Origin of the sequence: Flavonifractor sp. DFI.6.63 (assembly GCF_024462255.1) — a bacterium.
Lineage (GTDB): Bacteria > Bacillota > Clostridia > Oscillospirales > Oscillospiraceae > Lawsonibacter_A > Lawsonibacter_A hominis.
Window position 1 is genome coordinate 28,760 of the sequence record NZ_JANGBE010000013.1, and the last position, 16,500, is coordinate 45,259.

Below are 16,500 nucleotides of genomic sequence, written 5' to 3' on the forward strand. Positions count from 1 at the left end.
CATTTAAAGATACAGATATTTGAAAAGAACGTGTGCATAAAAAGCGCAAAAAGCGTGGAAAAGGGATATTTTGGTTTTGAGAAGCACACTGGATAAGCACAGAACGATTCAAAACGATATATATACGAATATTATTTTATATATCAATGAAAGAAAAAATGATATTTTTATATTGACTTTCTTGTAATTGAGGAATATTATTAAGAAGTAGAATCGCCGAAGAATAACAATGAACGCAAAGGAATGTTTTGACGGCAAATGTAAAATGAATACAGGGGTGATGCCAGCGGCATGTGCACGAATTGCAGACGGTTTTCCACAAACGCTGTCAGTTCCGAAATAGCGAAGGACCTCTCGAAAAATGGAGAGGATTATGTTCAAAACAGAAAGGAAGCGCGCATCTATTATGAAAAAAGTCAGCTTGACACCTGCGCAAGGCAAATTACTCTGCTACCCCGTAACAGCATCTATGGTTACCTGTGCGGACGATGATAAGCAGAACATTATTGCGATTACCTTCATTGCCCCTGTCACCACAGATCCAAACTGCGTTATGATCAGCGTGTCTCCCAAGCGTTATTCCTATGACATGATTAAGAACAGCGGCGAGTTTGTTGTCAATATTCCGGGTCCCGAGTTGTTGTATGAGACTCAATTTACCGGGCGCAAATCCGGCCGGGATGTGGACAAGTTTAAGGAGACCGGCCTGACTGCCGTACCTGCGCAGGCCGTAAAGGCCCCGCTAATTGATGAGTGTTGGGGCCATGTCGAGTGTAAAGTCATCAAGACCGTTGACGTGGGTGTACATACCTTGTTTATTGGAGAAATCGTGGCCGCCTCTGTCACTGAGGGATATTTTGATAATGGGATTGTCTTAGGTGAGGATAAGGCACGCCTGATTCAGTTTTTGGGCGGCATGAAATATGGGATCCTCGATCATGGCACCAAGGCGCCTCTAACGAAAGATCAGGTCTGAATCTGCTGAAAACCATACCGCTATTTAAGAAAGGAAGAAAGAACATGCCCAGATGTGAAGTGAAGTGGCTGGCCGGCCGAACGCTGGAGCAGCAAAATGAAATTGCCAAGAAAATTACCAATGCCTTTGTGGATGTACTGAATTGTCCGCCTGACTGGGTGAATGTCGTGTTCCGTGAAACAAATCCCGCTTCTTATTATACGGGAGGTATTTCTGTGGCGGAGGAGCGTGCTGCTCGCGCAAAGGAAGAGAAGTAAAAAGTTGGCGCCTTTTGTCAAAATTTTATACCGGTACTCATAAAATTGTGGTTCGAGTATAAAGGCCTCCCCCAAAACGCCGGGAGCGGGGAAATATTTCCCCACTCCCGGCCCCTTCATTAGGGAGACGTTTATACCTGCTTTAAAACCGATTTTGTTGAAAGCCACATGGGAAGGCTGGAGACTGTCATTAACCATGAAAGGAGAGAGCGAATTTTGGAAGAAAAGAAACGCGTAATGCTGATGCAGGGAAATGAAGCCTGCGCTGAGGGCGCAATTGCCGCTGGCGCAAATTTCTTTGCAGGTTATCCCATTACTCCGGCGACGGAGATCGCCGAGGTCATGTCCTATCGGCTGCCGATGACAGGCGGCAGGTTTATTCAAATGGAGGATGAATTGGGCTGTATGGGCGCTGTTGTCGGCGCCTCTTTGACCGGTGCAAAAGCTATGACAGCGTCCAGCGGTCCGGGGTTTACCCTGTTGCAGGAAAATATGGGGTACGCCGCCATGTCTGAGGTGCCCTGTGTGATTGCCTGTGTACAACGCGGCGGACCCTCCACCGGCTTGGCTACACTACCCGGTCAGGCGGACATTATGCAGGCCCGCTGGGGTACTCACGGCGATCACCCTGTGATTGCACTGGCCCCCTCCACGGTGGAGGAGATGTTTTATCTGACGATCGACTGCTTTAATTTGGCGGAAAAGTATCGTATGCCGGTGACGCTGCTGACGGACGCTATCATCGGACACCTCCGCGAGAAGGTTGAGCTACCTGACTATAGCACAGTAACGCGAATTTCCCGCGCAAAGCCTACCTGTGCACCAGAACGATATCTGCCTTATGCGCCGGAAAAAAATGATGTACCGCTTATGGCAAATATGGGTGACGGATATCGCCATTATATCACTGGCTGCGTCCATGATGAAACTGGACTGCCTAAGCTGCAGCACCCGGATGTTGCGTCCTATCTGATTAACCGCCTGCACGAAAAGATTGAGATAAACCGTACGGATATTGAACGTTATGAGACAGCCTATACTGAAGATGCCGAGATCCTTGTAATGGCCTATGGCTGTTCTGCACGTTCTGCAAAGCAGGCCGTGTGGGAGGCCAGGGCTAACGGCATAAAGGCAGGCTTCTTCCGCCCCATCAGCGTTTGGCCATTTCCGGAAGCACCGTTCCTAAAGGCGGCCCAAACTGCACGTACCATCATCATTCCAGAAATGAACCGTGGCCAGTATGCCGACGAGACGATGCGCGTTTTATATCAAGGCGGGCTACAGGCAAAGGTCATAAAAATCAACGAGTTGGGCAGCATCATGATTCATCCGGACCGAATCGTGCAAGCCATCATGGAGGAAAAGTGATATGGTCAATGTAGATGTTGAATCCTATCTGAGAGAAAACGCATTTCCTACCATCTGGTGTCCTGGCTGCGGCCATGGTATCGTAATGAAAGCGGCTATCCGGGCAATCCAGAAAATGGGATGGAAGAAAGACGACGTAATCGCTGTGTCTGGTATTGGCTGCTCTTCCCGCGCCCCCTCCTACTGCGATTTTAACGGTATCCAGACTACCCACGGAAGAGCGGTTGCATTTGCCACCGGTATGAAGCTGAACCGCCCGGATATGCATGTGGTGTTGTTCCTGGGCGATGGTGACTGCAGCGCGATTGGCGGCAATCATCTGATTCACGCCGCAAAGCGAAATATCGACATGACTGTGATCGTTATGAACAATCATATTTATGGTATGACGGGCGGTCAGGTTTCTCCCACTACACCCTATATGGCACTTACTGCCACCTCTCCCTATGGGAATATCGAACCCGAGTTGGATGTCTGCGGTGTGGCTCAGGCAGCTGGCGCTACTTTTGTAGCACGTACAACCGCTTATCATGTCCCCCAGATGATGAACTTGATCGAGCAGGGGATGCGAAACAAGGGCTTCAGTTTAATTGAATGCATTGATCCCTGTCCCACCAGTTATGGTCGGCGCAACAAGTACAAGTCACCTGTGAAGATGTATGAGGGACTGCGGGATAGTGCCGTCCCGGTAGAGCAGGCAAAGAAAATGACGGCAGAGGAGCTGGAAGGTAAGATCGTGACGGGAGTGCTGAAAAATGAGCCGCGCCCGGACTTCTGTACTGAATATGAGGATCTGCTCGAGCGAGTTAAAGAAACCGTGAAGTCGTCGAACAATTCGCTTGAAATCAAGGCATCCGCTGGTGCCAAAAAGTTTGAACGCCGGGAATTGCGCTTGACCGGTTCAGGCGGTCAGGGCCTGATTACAGCAGGCATCATCTTGGTGGAAGCGGCCATCCGCTTTGGCATCAAGGCGACGCATTCGCAGTCTTACGGACCGGAAGCGCGCGGCGGTGCGTCCCGTTCTGAAGTCATTTTGAGTCAGGATGAAATTTACTTCCCTGAGGTTAAAAATCCTGATATCCTGCTTGCGATGACACAGCAGTCCTATGATAAATTTGCGGATTCTGTGAAGCCGGGTGGTGTCATTATCGCAGATACTACTTATGTAAAAAAACTTTCTTCTGTGAATGCCAGGATTTACGAATGCCCCATTACTGAACTGACGAAAAAGGAGTTCGGTACCACGGTTTGCGCCAATGTGGCCGCTCTTGGCATGCTGGCCTACCTGTTTGAGACCATTGATTTTGAACTCTTTGAAGAAGCTGTCAGCGCAAGAGTGCCGGCCGCCTTCCGGGAAATGAACATGAATGCTCTGCGTGCCGGCTATAAGTGGGCCCAAGAGCTCTATCAAAAGTAAGGGGTGGATGGATGATGGCGCAACAGAAATGCGTACCGGTAGTAAATGCGGCCAGATGCAAGGGTTGCGGTCTGTGCGTGGCGTTTTGCCCCAAGAAAGTTTTTGAAGCGGATTTTGAGGGGAAGTGTATTGTCAAGTTCCCAGAGGCCTGTGTCGGTTGCCTAAGCTGTGATTACAGATGTCCGGATTTTGCAATCAAGCTGGTGTTCGGCGATTAAGATCCGCTGGAGGGCAAAAGAATGAGTGAGGACCCGTTTGTTTTTACTTAAGGAGATAAATCGTTGTGAAGAAATCGTTTGACTCTATTTTCAAAGCCAAATCCATAGCGATATACGGCGTATCCAGCAATCCGATTAAAGTCGGTGGGAGACCGCTGCGCTACCTGCTGGAACAGGGGTACCCGGGAGAAATTTACCCGATTAATCCCAACTACGATATGGTGCAGGGGGTGAAGTGCTACCACAGCGTGGAGGATATCCCCATGGGCGTGGATCTTGTCATCATTGCCGTGCCCGCCGCCGTCACGTTAGAGGCGCTTCGGAAGTGCGTCAAGCAGGGGATCAAATCCGCCGTTGTCTTGACAGCAGGATTCAGCGAGGTCGGTGAAAAGGGCAAGGCAATGCAGCAAGAAATGGCCAAACTGGCAAAAGAGAGCGGTATGTGCATTCTTGGTCCCAACTGCTTGGGAATGATAAATATTACAGAAAAGATCCCGGCTACGTTTGCCTCCATCTTGGAGCAGAAAGATATTATTCCGGGGCCAATCTCACTGCTGTCGCAAAGCGGTGCCTTTGGAAATCATATACTCGGAATGGCTCAGGCCATGGGTATGGGGTTCAATTATTGGATTACTACTGGCAATGAGGTCGATATCCAAGTGAACGACTGCATCGAGTATGTCGCGAGGGATGATAACACATCCGTCATTGCCGGGTATATTGAGGACGTTCGGGATGGAGACAAATTTCTGCATGCGTTGGACGTTTGCCTAGAGAAAGAAAAGCCGGTTGTGCTCATGAAGGTTGGTAAGACACAGTCCGGTTCCAAGGCGGCTATGTCGCACACCGGTGCGTTGGCGGGGAATTATCAGGTCTATGAGGCTGTTTTCCGACAGAAGGGCGTCGTTCAGGCCACAGACTTGAATGAACTGCTGGATTATTCCGCAGTCCTGTCACAAAAGAAGAAGATTAATGGGAACCGCGTGGCCATCATCACGATTTCCGGAGGTGCCGGTGCGATGATGGCGGATAAGTGCGAGGAGTATGGTCTGACACTGACCGAATTTGCTCCGGAGACCGAGACTAGCCTGAAAAAGGTCCTTCCGGCCTTCGCTTCTGTCAAAAATCCGGTGGACGTTACCGCTCAGGCAGTGGGCGATCCGAGTTTGTTCGGTGATGCGATCGACATTTGCCTGAAAGATGCCAATGCGGATGTGCTGATTATTTATCTCGGATTACTAAAGGGAACTGGACTGAATATTGCCCGAAAAATCGCGGAAATTGCCAACGCGACTGATAAACCGCTGGTGGTTACGTGGGTTGCAGGTCCGGAGGACGCAATTCAGGAGCTCAAAAAGAACAATGTTATGACCTTTGGTGAACCGATCCGCGGGATCAAAGCCGTCGGCAAGATGGTTGGCTATCGTCTGTTCCTTCAGGGGAAGAAGGAACAAAATGAAAGATGTGTCGATGCAAAGGAGCCGCCTGCTTGTTACGATGAACTGAAGCAATGGCTTCGGGCGACAGCGGAAAAGCGAAAATTTCTCTCAGAACACGAAGCACGAAAGGTGCTTCAGGCATTTGATATCCCCGTGGTGGATGGAGACCTTGCCCGCAGTGCAGAAGAAGCCGCACAAATTGCCGATCAGATTGGGTATCCGGTGGTTATGAAAGTAAACTCGTCCGATGTTCCCCACAAAAGTGATGTAGGCGGGGTAATACTGAACATCAAAACCCGGAACGAGGTAATTTCGGCTTACGGAAAGATTGTGGAAAATGTCCGCGCCGCGCTGGGGGCAGGGGTAAACATTGACGGGCTTCTTGTGTTGAAGATGGAGCAATACACCGCAGAAACGCTGATCGGCCTGAAATATGATCCTATGTTCGGACCTGCAATCGCCTTCGGGCTGGGCGGTATTTTTGTGGAAGTATTCAAGGATGTGGCTCTCCGTGTGGCGCCCATCGACCGTGAGGAAGCCGTGAGTATGCTTTATGATATTCGGGGGAAGAAAATTTTGGATGGAGCCCGCGGCAAGGCAGCTTCGGACCAGGAGGCCATTGTCGATACCATTATAAAGATATCCAAGCTTTCTCTGGAGCTGAAGGATTACATTTCAGAACTCGATATCAATCCGCTGTTTGCATATCCAGAGGAGAAGGGCGCCAAGGCAGGCGACGCACTGATCGTACTGAAGTGATAGGTGCAGTTTGTGCTTCCAATGGAAAAACGGGGTTCCAACTGGTTTTCAAATATAAAAAATTTTAGGAGGAACGAATGATGGCAAAGAAGTTGAAACTGACCTTTGAGCGCGGCGGCGTTGTCTATGCTGTACTAAATGAGAAGGACGCGCCTAATATGGTCGCTCAGTTTTGCGCTACGCTGCCCCGTACCGATGATATGCTCCATGGACGATATGCCGGGCCTGCCATGTTTATCAATACCGGCCTTGAGAACGTGACGCCCGAAAACCTGGTCGGCCGCAAGTGGGTCGGCATGATTACGGTCACCCTGGGCAATCGCAATCATCCGCAGCATGCAATGCATATGTTCTACAGCTACCGCCGTGAAATTAAGAGCTCGAACGATGAGATTTATTTGGCCCAGGTTGAGGACAAGTATTTCCCGCTGTTTGAGGAGATCGGCGATCGGGTATGGGGCCACTGCCCTGAGAAGGTGACGATCGAACTGGTTGAAGAGGACTGAGTTCTGCAACAGAGGGTGCAGAAGATAAGTCGGTTCCCATCGACAACGCGGCTTCAGCGCAAGGGTGCCGCGAAACCAGAGAGGTTTCACGTCTGCTTGAAATTTGATATCCCCCTCTCCGCGGAACCAAAGATGTGCTGGTTCCGCGGAGAGGACGGAAATGCATGAGATAAATATGCGCTTTGGGCCTTGTTTGAAAGGTGTTAGCGTATCTGGATGAAAGAAGCTACCATACGGTCCATTTTTCAAAGAATGCCTAAGACAGCAAAATGAGATAAGGGAGGAAGGCATGTGGGCGAACTGACAAGCGTTGGAAAACCTATTATGCGGAGTGACGCACTGGATAAGGTAACAGGACGAGCAATATACTGCGCCGATATCAAGCTTCCAGGTATGCTTACTGGCGTGCTTTTGTACAGCCCCTATGCCCATGCCAGGATTCGCGAAATCGATATTTCCGAAGCGGAGGCGTTTCCAGGAGTCCATGCCGTGGTAACGGGGAAAGATTTTCCCTTCCGATATGGCTCCGTAGTCAAAGACCGGCCCATTCTCGCATTGGACAAGGTGCGCTTTACTGGGGAAGTGGTTGCGGCGGTCGCGGCGGAAGATGAGGAAACGGCGCTCGAAGCCTGCAAACGAATTAAAGTGGATTACGAGGAATTGGAGCCTATCCTTGATCCGGAGAAATCCATGCAGGACCGGGAGCATCTGCTTCATGAGGAGTTTGAGAGCTATGCCAAGGGTGCCAGCACTGCAATTCCTGGCACCAACATCTGTAGCACGTATAAGCTGCGCAAAGGTGATGTGGAAAAAGGTTTTGCCGAGTCAGATCTGGTAATTGAACATACCTATCGTACGCCCGCCGTTCAGCACGGCTATATCGAGCCGCACAGTTCAATTGCAGAGTATAACCGCCATTCTGATCGACTGACGGTATGGACCTCAACCGTGTCTCCCTATAATGCCCAGCGGGAGATTTCGGAAATCTGGTCCATGCCAATGAGCAAGATCCGCGTTGTCGTACCTACTGTGGGAGGCTCTTTTGGAGCCAAGATGTATATTAAAACGGAAATTTACGCAGTTGCCCTGGCGCTGAAAACCCAACATCCTGTTAAGGTTATCATTTCCCGCGGTGAAGAATTCAGTATGGCTGTCAGGGGGCCATCCATTACAACGATTAAGTCCGGTGTAAAAAAAGATGGAACGATTTTGGCACGCCAGGTAACCACGATTTGGGATACCGGAGCCTATGCGGATTGTGGACCAACGGTTTGTCGTCTTTCTGGACACGCCTCTCCTGGGCCGTACCGTATCCCAAACAGCAAAGTAGACGGTTACACCGTCTATACAAATAAAAACATCAGCTGCGCATTCAGAGGCTACGGTGTGCAGGAGACAGCGTTTGCATACGAATGCCACATGGATGATATTGCGAAAGTGCTAAATATGGATCCTGTGGAATTTAGGTTGAAAAATGCCTTGGTAAAGGGGGATCTTGGTTCTACCGGGCAAATTGTACATTCCGGCGGCGTGGTTGAATGTATTGAAAAGGTTGCGGAAAGTCTTGATTGGCAAAATCGGGAGCGCAGACCCTACCACGGCTTTGGAATCGCCGCGATCCATAAGGGAACCGGAAACGGTAGTTGGGATGCGGCGATCATCAAGATGCAGAGCGACTGTAGTAGCTATACCCTGTTAATGAGTGTAATTGAACAGGGGCAGGGTTCTAACACCGTAATGGCGCAGATGGCAGCCGAGGCGTTGGGAGTCGATGTTGAGCGGGTGGTTGTCGTTCCGCCTGATACTGATGTCACCCCATTTGACGGCGGGACCACCGGTAGTCGTGCCACCTATTGCATGGGAAACACCATCCGAAATGCCGCAGAAGACCTAAAGAAGAAGGTTCGTGCCATGGGTGCGAAGTTTTTTGAAGTCCCGGAACAGAAGATTGAGATGGATCTTCGGGTGCCGCACGGGAAATTATGGGTCAAGGGTAGCAAAGAGCAATGCGAATCTTTGCAAGCGATCATGAAGAAGGTCTGTGAAGGTCGCGGTGGTACGGTGGTTGGCGAAGGCTACTTTAAGGCCAAAGGCAAAAACAATGACCCTGAGACGGGACAAAATGATCAGGTGACACCGTTCTGGATGTATGCGGCTCAGGGAGTCGAGGTAGAAGTCGATCCCGGTACAGGAAATGTCAGGATTCTTCGTATGGTCGGAGCCAGCGATGTGGGGAAGGCAATCAACCCGGTTGGTGTGATTCAGCAGGTACAGGGCGGAATGATTCAGGGTCTGAGCGGCGGCATGGGTGAGGATGTTCTTGTGGACTATAAAGGCAGAGTGGTAAATCCCAATCTGGCAGACTATAAGATGTTTACCACAATGGATATGCCGGACGAAGTGGAGGCCTACTTCACAGAAACCGAAGATTCTGATGGACCTTTTGGTGCAAAAGGCGTGGGAGAAGGGCCGGTCGCGCCCGGTGCGCCTGCGGTGGCCAATGCGATTTTTGATGCGATTGGCGTAAGAATTGATGCAGCGCCGCTTACTCCAGACAAGATCCTTGCGGCTCTGGAAGCGAAGGAGAACGGTCAATGAAAAAGATCTGTGTTACAGTCAATGGGCGTCCGTACGAGCGGGAGACCGAAAATAGTACCACCCTGCTCAACTTTTTGCGGGATGCAATCGGACTAACCGGAACCAAGGAAGGCTGCGGTGAAGGTACCTGCGGTGCATGTTCGGTTTTAGTAGATGGGAAACTGGTGAATTCCTGCCTGTATTTGGCAATAGAGGCGGAAGGGAAACAGGTTTTGACCGTGGAAGGCCTGGAACGAAAGGGTGAACTCCATCCGCTTCAGAAGGCGTTTGCACAAGTGGGAGCAGTCCAGTGCGGTTTCTGTACACCAGGAATGCTGATGGCATCCTTGGCGTTGCTGATTGAAAATCCTCACCCGACGGCCGAAGAAATCAGACTGGGGATGTCTGGAAACCTGTGTCGCTGTACGGGATATGAAAAGATTATTGAAGCGGTGCAGATTGCCAGCCAGGATACAAGCTGGATCGAGCAGATGGACATTTGAGGAGGGGCGGACAATGAAAAATTTTATTCATTTTGACGCCTCCAGCTTGGAAGAAGCCTGCAAACTGCTTGCGGAGTATGATGGATGTGCAAAAGTAAACGCGGGGGGCAGCGATTTGCTGACCGTTCTGAAAGCAGATATTCTGCCCAAGTACCCTGAGGCTCTTGTGAATATCAAGACCATCCCGGGACTTGATTACATAGAAGACGATGGCGACTATCTGCGCTTGGGCGCGCTGACAAGTTTGGATGTCATTGAGAAGTCAGGACTGATCCGTGAAAAGTACCGCGCGTTGGCACAGGCAGCACGGGCGGTGGCATCTCCCCAAATACGCAACGTGGGAACTTTAGGGGGAAACCTCTGTCAGGATACACGTTGCTGGTATTACCGCTACCCAAGCCGTCTGGGCGGCGGGGCGTTGCCTTGTTCCCGCAAAGGAAATGGAGGTTGTCTGGCGGTAAGAGGAGATAATCGTTACCATGCGATTATGGGAGGCAAAGGATGCTTTGCCGTATGCCCATCTGATACGGCGATTGCGCTGGCTGCGCTGGACGCCCATTTGTTGATTGTTGGCGCCGAATCGGAGCGACGGGTGGCAGTAGCAGATTTCTATCGACCGCTGGGGAATATCTTGGAGGCCGATGAGATTGTGCGGGAGATTCAAATTCCATGCCGCAAGGTCTGTACCGGGCAGAGTTTCATTAAATATGCACAGCGTAAAGCAATCGATTTTGCCATCGCCAGCGTGGCTGCTGTTTATTCCCAGGTAGAAGGCGTTTGTACGGATGCTCACATTGTTTTGGGCGCTGTAGCTCCCACCCCGATTCGGGCCGTAGAGGCGGAGCGGATGATGATCGGACAGCCGATCACGGAAGAAATACTGGATGCGGTGTCCGAAGCTGCGTTGATTGGGGCAAGACCGCTCAGCAAGAACGCTTATAAAGTAAAGATGACCAAATCGTTGGTGAAGCGGGCAATCTTGTCTGCAATGGAAACATGATAGTATTCATGGTAATTTTGGAGCATATGCCGGATGAAGTGACAGAATGATTTCTGGGGGGATAGAACATGGCACAGATTACAATCAATGAAAAAAGATGCAAAAGATGCGGCTACTGTATTGCTTTCTGCCCGACGAAAGTCTACGGACAGGAGATTGACGGTTTGCCGCGAGTCGAGAAACTGGACAAATGTACGGCATGCCAGATGTGCGTAAAGCGCTGTCCGGACTTTGCGATTAGAGTGGAGGACTAAAGATGGGGCAAACAAAAAAGAGACAGTTTCTACAGGGAAATGAAGCGATCACAGAGGGGGCCATCTATGCCGGAGCACGATTCTATGCCGGATATCCGATCACCCCGTCTTCCGAGATTGCAGAGACCTGCTCCACCAGACTGATGGAGGTGGGGGGCGTCTACGTACAAATGGAGGACGAACTGGCTAGTATGGCGGCCATTACCGGAGCATCTCTGTCTGGGATGAAGTCCTTCACTGCCACCAGCGGACCGGGCTTTTCCCTAATGCAGGAAAATATGGGGGTGGCTCAGATGGCAGAGGTGCCCTGTGTGATTGTAAACGTGCAGCGTTCCGGTCCCAGCACGGGCTTAGCCACCAAGCCGGCTCAGGCCGATATTATGCAGATTCGCTGGGGACGTCATGGGGATCAGGCAATCATTGCTCTGGCTCCAGCCTCTGTGCAGGAGTGTTTTGACCTAACAGTAAAAGCTTTTAATTTGGCGGAGCGGTTTCGTACCCCAGTGGTGCTAATGCCTGATGAGATCGTGGGCCATATGAGGGAAAGTATCACTATTCCGGAGCCGGGAGAACTGGAAGTGTTCAACCGTAAGAAACCAACTTGTGCGCCCGAAGAGTACCTTCCCTTTCACAGTGAGGGCAAGGACGGTATCGCGCCCTTGGCAGAGTATGGTGGGAAGTACGTGTTTCACGTTACCAGCTCCATGCACGGGGAGGCTGGCTATACCCAAAACGATCCCGCGAATGCGGAGAAAAAGATCCGGCATTTATACGATAAGATCTACAACTATCTGGACGAGATTATTGAAACCCGGCAGGTAATGACAGATGATATGGAATTGCTGGTAATTACTTCCGGCGGTACCACAAGGGCGGCCCATGAGGCGGTTCTGGAGGCAAGGCGGCAGGGGCTTAAGGTCGGGTTGTTGCAGTTGGTTACTGTCTGGCCCTTCGCTGATCAGCAAATTGCGGCACTGGCGCAGAGCACAAAAAAGATTTTGGTACCGGAGATGAATCTGGGACAGATGATCTCTGAGGTTAAACGGGTCGTTGGGCCTCAAATACCGGTATTCGGTCTGAATAAGAGCAATGGCCTTGGGATTGAACCAAAGGAAATTATGGATCAAATCAAGGAGGTTTACTAAATGGCGGCCGTAAGTACGGAGCAGTTGCTCACAAAAGATTTACCTCATATTTGGTGTGCCGGCTGTGGTGGCGGCATCGTCCTAGGTTCTATTTTAAGGAGTATTCAAACACTCAACCTGTCGCGTGAGGACGTTGTAATTTCGACGGGGATTGGCTGCTGCGGAAAGGCCGATGATTATGTGACCACAAACGCCTTCCATGGAACCCATGGTCGTGCCCTCTCATTTGCCACTGGAATCAAGGTGGCGAAGCCGGAGCTTAAAGTAATTGTGATTATGGGGGACGGAGACGGTGCTACCATCGGGGGTAACCACCTGATTCACTCAGCCCGCCGCAATGTGGATTTGACGGCAATTGTGGTCAATAACTCGAACTATGGTATGACGGGCGGACAGTTTTCTGCTACGACACCGCATGGAAAGAAGACCTCTACCAGTGAGTTTGGTAACCCCGAACGGGCCTTTGACCTATGCGACCTGGTGTCAGCAGCCGGCGCAAACTATGTGGCGCGGGGCACAGTCTATCATGTCGTACAGCTGGACAAGTTAATTCAGGATGCCATTGAGAAAAAGGGATTTTCCTTTGTAGAGGTAGTCAGTCCCTGCCCCACCCATTTTGGACGCAGAAACAAAATGGGTGGCCCTGTCGCTATGATGGAGTGGCTGAAAAGCCACGGTATGAGTCGTCAAAGGTACGACGAGCTTACAGATGAACAGAGAACCGACTGTTTTCCCATTGGGAAATTCGTCGAGCGGGATGCCCCGGATTTTAACGCACAGTATGAAATGGTCCGACAGCTGGAAATGACGGGAACAACCAAGTAACTGAGGTGGGAATATGTCAAAAAGAAAGGAATTTGTTCTGGCTGGAAGTGGCGGCCAGGGCCTGGTAATGATGGGAATACTCCTGGGACAGGCGGCGAACCAGGACGGATATACAGTGGCGCAGAGTCAGTCTTACGGGATCGCAGCGAGAGGTGGTGTTTCCTTTTCCGAGGTAGTAATCAGCGATGACGTCATTGTCTATCCCAAGACAAGCAATCCAGACTTGATTTTGGCGTTGACCCAGGAAACCTATGAGATGTTCCACAAGAAATATCCGGATTGCCTGATTGTTGTGGATTCGGACGCAGTCAGTGTACCGGAGGACGAGAAAAATGCGCGCTCTCTGCCGCTGACCGGATATTGCCGGAAGGTCGGGAACATGCGTGTCCTGAATCTGTTGGGAATCGGTGTTGTACAGGGCTTTACCAACGCCATTTCCAATAAAGCAATGGAGGACACGATTCAAGAGCGGTTTCCCAAGGAGTGTGAGGCGAATCTGGCGGCATTTCATAAAGGAATTGAGTTCGCGGTCGCCACAAAAGAACAGTAAGGCCACTGAACCGGAGATGTACCGCAGGCAGATTCAGACGGTTGGCCAACTTCCTGTACGTTTATGGGCACGCTGATTCACCAAAGAATATCGATCGGCGTCAGAGCGATTGCTCTGCCGGGCTTGGAATGCATGGATGCCTGGCTCTGTGCAGGAATGGCCTATCGTTTCCGAAAAAACCGGACAGAGGTGGTAACAAAGTTTTCCCCCCTGTCCGGTTTTCCTTGCTAAGACGCTTGAGATTATGGAGAATGAGGTAGTATGAAGGGGATTATTCTGGTATTGACAGCCGCACTGCTGTACGGGGTGGCTCCATCCATTCAAAATATTGTTATGGATATGGGGGCAGGACCAGCTGCGATAACCGCATGCTGTTATTTGATCAGTATGACGCTTTCCCTGCTTACCGCTAAAGTTCAAAAACATGCCATACGCGTGACCTTGAAACAATTTTGTCGTCTGCAACGAAAAAAGCTGTATTGTTGACCTCCCAACCTGCGTCAAAACCTTTTGGATCGGTCTGCTGAATTCAATTGCATTTATGATCTTCAGCATGGTTAATCAGGTTCCCTTTCCTTCAACAGTTTCTATGTGGGGTGGAACAGTATTAGCCGCTGTTATGGTGTGGGCGGCCATGTATACGCTAGTGGCCGGAATTTCACGGATTGGAGCGACGAAGGCATCCTTTTTCTGCATTGCTGAGCCGGTCACCAGCGTGGTAGTCAGTTCGCTTATCTTTTCCTATACGCTGGGAATCCAGGAAATTTTGGGATCTGTATTGATGGTGTGCGCGATGATATTTAATGCCCTTGGAAAATCATCCGGGAGTACGATAGACGACCCGGCGGCAGGTGTTGCCAATACAGTGTCAAAGGACGAGCAGTCGTCCTAACCAAGTATTAATACGGGAAAACGAGTAACTGAATGAACTATTATCGAAAGGAGAAATTAACTTGGACGCTTTATCCAAGGTTATGACCGCAGAAGAGGCCGTTTCTTGTTTTGTAAGGGATGGAGACTGCCTGGCGCTGGGTGGCTTTGTGACAAATCGCCGGCCTTACGCACTGGTGCGGGAAATTATCCGCCAACGCAAAAGGCGTCTTTATCTGGAGGGAGGACCCTCCGGCGGGGATATGGATATGCTGATTGGCGCGGGTTGTGTGGAGATTATAATGGTGTCCTATATTGCCAATTCCGGATATACCATGGTCTGCCGTCGCTTTCGGGATGCTGTGGAGCATGGCCGAGTTCTGTTTGATGACTACTCTTTGGATGTACAGACCATCGCCTATCACGGCGCAGCATTAGGCTTAAGTTATGTACCGGTCAAGAATATGCTGGGTTCTGACCTGGCTGACAAGTGGGGAATTTCGGCGGAGAAACGCAAGAAGTACCCCAAACTTCCACCGCTGAAATTTGTAATTCAGGAAGATCCGTTTCATCCGGGTAGTCAGGTGTGCTGTGTTCCAACACCGCAGATTGATGTGGCCTGTATTCATGTCCAGGAAGCGAGTCCGGACGGCACCTGTTATATCGAGGGGCCGCAGTTTCAGGATTTGGATATTGCCATGGCGGCTCGGCATACCATCGTTTCCTGTGAACGGCTGGCTTCGGATGAGGAGATGCGTCGCCATCCAGAACGCAATACACTGACGGGACTGTGCGTGGATGCAGTGGTACCGGCGGTCTATGGTGCACACCCGTCGCAGTGCTTTGGTTGCTATGACTATGACAGTGAACTCTATTTGTACTATGATAAGGCCAGCCGTACCCAAGAAGATTTTGACGTCTTCATTCGTGACTATGTAGATTTGTGTCCCACCCATGGAGACTATTTGAACAAGATTGGGGCGGAGCATCTGACAGACTTGTGTGTCAGGCCAGGGTATGGCTATCGGCCCGGCCTGAAACGTCGCTGAGGGAGGCGTAAGAGCAGTGGAATATACGGCAAAGCAGATGATGGCCGTGGCGCTATCGCGGCAGATCGAAGATGGGAAGACTTATATCATCGGTACGGGATTGCCCTTAATTGGCGGCACTCTGGCTAAAAATACCCACGCCCCCAATGCCCATTTAATTTTTGAGACGGCCCTGTTTGAAGGAAACCCACAAGAGGTGCCAACCAGTGTTTCTGATTTGCGCATCAACTATCAGGCCTCTGTGCTGTGGCCGCAATACCGCTATTTTGGGTTTCAAGCGCTGGCTGCTCGCACTGGGGTGATCGATGCAGGATTTCTGGGCGGCGCCCAGATCGACCCCTATGGGAATCTGAACTCCACCAGCATCGGTGACTACTTCCGACCGACCACTCGGTTTTCCGGGTCCGGCGGAGCCAACGGCATCGCAACCTACTGCGATACTGTTATCATTATGAAACATGAGCCGCGCCGGTTTGTGGAGCATGTTGACTACATTACCAGTCCGGGCTGGATTGAAGGGCCGGATGGGCGGGCAAAGCGGGGCCTTAATGACAGGGGGCCACGGGCTGTCATCACAGAATTGGGCGTGATGCGTTTTGGCGAGGATAAGCGTATGTACCTTGCAGAATACTTTCCGGGCGTAAGTCTGGATACGATTCGGGAACGAACGGGTTTTGCGATGGATTTGTCCCGGGCGGTGGAGGCGCAGCCGCCGGAAGACGCGGTCTTGGAGATCCTGCTGAAAAAGGTGGACCCAATGCGCATCATGATTTAAAGGAGGAAACAC

General features: G+C 50.8%; 18 protein-coding genes. All 18 read left to right on the forward strand.

All coding sequences use genetic code 11. The features are described from left to right. The first annotated feature begins 406 nt into the window (after positions 1–406). The 18 genes from NE547_RS08690 to NE547_RS08780 all read left to right on the forward strand — a co-directional run bounded on the left by NE547_RS08690 (position 407) and on the right by NE547_RS08780 (position 16,488). Positions 407–976 carry a flavin reductase family protein gene (locus tag NE547_RS08690; RefSeq protein ID WP_256175419.1) on the forward strand — a complete coding sequence of 190 codons (570 nt, stop codon included), beginning with the start codon at positions 407–409 and terminating at the stop codon, positions 974–976. Positions 977–1,020: 44 nt separating this feature from the next. Further along, on the forward strand, positions 1,021–1,233 hold the full coding sequence (locus NE547_RS08695; RefSeq protein ID WP_256175421.1) for a 4-oxalocrotonate tautomerase family protein: 213 nt from the start codon (positions 1,021–1,023) through the stop codon (positions 1,231–1,233). A gap of 216 nt (positions 1,234–1,449) precedes the next feature. Continuing rightward, entirely contained in the window at positions 1,450–2,601 is a 1,152-nt protein-coding gene (locus tag NE547_RS08700) for a 2-oxoacid:acceptor oxidoreductase subunit alpha (protein WP_256175423.1), read from the forward strand. A 1-nt stretch (position 2,602) separates the two neighbouring features. Then, positions 2,603–4,018, forward strand: a complete 1,416-nt coding sequence (locus tag NE547_RS18575; RefSeq protein WP_370866833.1) for a 2-oxoacid:acceptor oxidoreductase family protein — start codon at positions 2,603–2,605, stop codon at positions 4,016–4,018. A 14-nt stretch (positions 4,019–4,032) separates the two neighbouring features. Next, positions 4,033–4,236 (forward strand): 4Fe-4S dicluster domain-containing protein, encoded by a 204-nt coding sequence (locus NE547_RS08715; RefSeq protein ID WP_256175519.1) that lies wholly within the window; start codon positions 4,033–4,035, stop codon positions 4,234–4,236. A 65-nt stretch (positions 4,237–4,301) separates the two neighbouring features. Continuing rightward, positions 4,302–6,434, forward strand: coding sequence for an acetate--CoA ligase family protein (locus tag NE547_RS18580; RefSeq protein WP_256175425.1), 2,133 nt, complete (start codon positions 4,302–4,304; stop codon positions 6,432–6,434). A gap of 80 nt (positions 6,435–6,514) precedes the next feature. Continuing rightward, on the forward strand, positions 6,515–6,940 hold the full coding sequence (locus tag NE547_RS08725; RefSeq protein WP_256175427.1) for a DUF3830 family protein: 426 nt from the start codon (positions 6,515–6,517) through the stop codon (positions 6,938–6,940). Between the two features lie 291 nt (positions 6,941–7,231). Beyond that, positions 7,232–9,538, forward strand: a complete 2,307-nt coding sequence (locus tag NE547_RS08730) for a molybdopterin cofactor-binding domain-containing protein (RefSeq protein WP_256175429.1) — start codon at positions 7,232–7,234, stop codon at positions 9,536–9,538. Continuing rightward, positions 9,535–10,020 (forward strand): (2Fe-2S)-binding protein, encoded by a 486-nt coding sequence (locus NE547_RS08735; RefSeq protein WP_256175431.1) that lies wholly within the window; start codon positions 9,535–9,537, stop codon positions 10,018–10,020. The genes NE547_RS08730 and NE547_RS08735 overlap by 4 nt, the downstream gene beginning before the upstream one ends. A gap of 13 nt (positions 10,021–10,033) precedes the next feature. Beyond that, positions 10,034–11,020, forward strand: a complete 987-nt coding sequence (locus NE547_RS08740; protein WP_256175433.1) for a xanthine dehydrogenase family protein subunit M — start codon at positions 10,034–10,036, stop codon at positions 11,018–11,020. A gap of 68 nt (positions 11,021–11,088) precedes the next feature. Beyond that, on the forward strand, positions 11,089–11,274 hold the full coding sequence (locus NE547_RS08745) for a ferredoxin family protein (RefSeq protein ID WP_256175435.1): 186 nt from the start codon (positions 11,089–11,091) through the stop codon (positions 11,272–11,274). Between the two features lie 2 nt (positions 11,275–11,276). Further along, positions 11,277–12,419, forward strand: coding sequence for a 2-oxoacid:acceptor oxidoreductase subunit alpha (locus NE547_RS08750; RefSeq protein ID WP_256175437.1), 1,143 nt, complete (start codon positions 11,277–11,279; stop codon positions 12,417–12,419). Then, entirely contained in the window at positions 12,420–13,244 is an 825-nt protein-coding gene (locus NE547_RS08755) for a thiamine pyrophosphate-dependent enzyme (RefSeq protein ID WP_256175439.1), read from the forward strand. 13 nt (positions 13,245–13,257) lie between these two features. Next, on the forward strand, positions 13,258–13,794 hold the full coding sequence (locus tag NE547_RS08760) for a 2-oxoacid:acceptor oxidoreductase family protein (protein ID WP_256175441.1): 537 nt from the start codon (positions 13,258–13,260) through the stop codon (positions 13,792–13,794). Positions 13,795–14,055: 261 nt separating this feature from the next. After that, on the forward strand, positions 14,056–14,280 hold the full coding sequence (locus NE547_RS08765) for a hypothetical protein (protein ID WP_256175443.1): 225 nt from the start codon (positions 14,056–14,058) through the stop codon (positions 14,278–14,280). Then, positions 14,273–14,686 (forward strand): EamA family transporter, encoded by a 414-nt coding sequence (locus NE547_RS08770; RefSeq protein ID WP_370866836.1) that lies wholly within the window; start codon positions 14,273–14,275, stop codon positions 14,684–14,686. The genes NE547_RS08765 and NE547_RS08770 overlap by 8 nt, the downstream gene beginning before the upstream one ends. 61 nt (positions 14,687–14,747) lie before the next feature. Then, complete coding sequence (locus tag NE547_RS08775; RefSeq protein WP_256175445.1) at positions 14,748–15,713, forward strand: CoA transferase subunit A; 966 nt, start codon at positions 14,748–14,750, stop codon at positions 15,711–15,713. A gap of 16 nt (positions 15,714–15,729) precedes the next feature. Next, positions 15,730–16,488 carry a CoA-transferase subunit beta gene (locus NE547_RS08780; RefSeq protein WP_370866834.1) on the forward strand — a complete coding sequence of 253 codons (759 nt, stop codon included), beginning with the start codon at positions 15,730–15,732 and terminating at the stop codon, positions 16,486–16,488. Positions 16,489–16,500: the final 12 nt, after the last annotated feature.

What these genes read in the sequence shown, in the direction of transcription:
- NE547_RS08690 (WP_256175419.1), top strand. Translation starts at nt 407, where the DNA reads ATGAAAAAAGTCAGCTTGACACCTGCGCAAGGCAAATTACTCTGCTAC.
- NE547_RS08695 (WP_256175421.1), top strand. Translation starts at nt 1,021, where the DNA reads ATGCCCAGATGTGAAGTGAAGTGGCTGGCCGGCCGAACGCTGGAGCAG.
- NE547_RS18575 (WP_370866833.1), top strand. Translation starts at nt 2,603, where the DNA reads ATGGTCAATGTAGATGTTGAATCCTATCTGAGAGAAAACGCATTTCCT.
- NE547_RS08715 (WP_256175519.1), top strand. Translation starts at nt 4,033, where the DNA reads ATGGCGCAACAGAAATGCGTACCGGTAGTAAATGCGGCCAGATGCAAG.
- NE547_RS08725 (WP_256175427.1), top strand. Translation starts at nt 6,515, where the DNA reads ATGGCAAAGAAGTTGAAACTGACCTTTGAGCGCGGCGGCGTTGTCTAT.
- NE547_RS08735 (WP_256175431.1), top strand. Translation starts at nt 9,535, where the DNA reads ATGAAAAAGATCTGTGTTACAGTCAATGGGCGTCCGTACGAGCGGGAG.
- NE547_RS08740 (WP_256175433.1), top strand. Translation starts at nt 10,034, where the DNA reads ATGAAAAATTTTATTCATTTTGACGCCTCCAGCTTGGAAGAAGCCTGC.
- NE547_RS08745 (WP_256175435.1), top strand. Translation starts at nt 11,089, where the DNA reads ATGGCACAGATTACAATCAATGAAAAAAGATGCAAAAGATGCGGCTAC.
- NE547_RS08750 (WP_256175437.1), top strand. Translation starts at nt 11,277, where the DNA reads ATGGGGCAAACAAAAAAGAGACAGTTTCTACAGGGAAATGAAGCGATC.
- NE547_RS08755 (WP_256175439.1), top strand. Translation starts at nt 12,420, where the DNA reads ATGGCGGCCGTAAGTACGGAGCAGTTGCTCACAAAAGATTTACCTCAT.
- NE547_RS08760 (WP_256175441.1), top strand. Translation starts at nt 13,258, where the DNA reads ATGTCAAAAAGAAAGGAATTTGTTCTGGCTGGAAGTGGCGGCCAGGGC.
- NE547_RS08765 (WP_256175443.1), top strand. Translation starts at nt 14,056, where the DNA reads ATGAAGGGGATTATTCTGGTATTGACAGCCGCACTGCTGTACGGGGTG.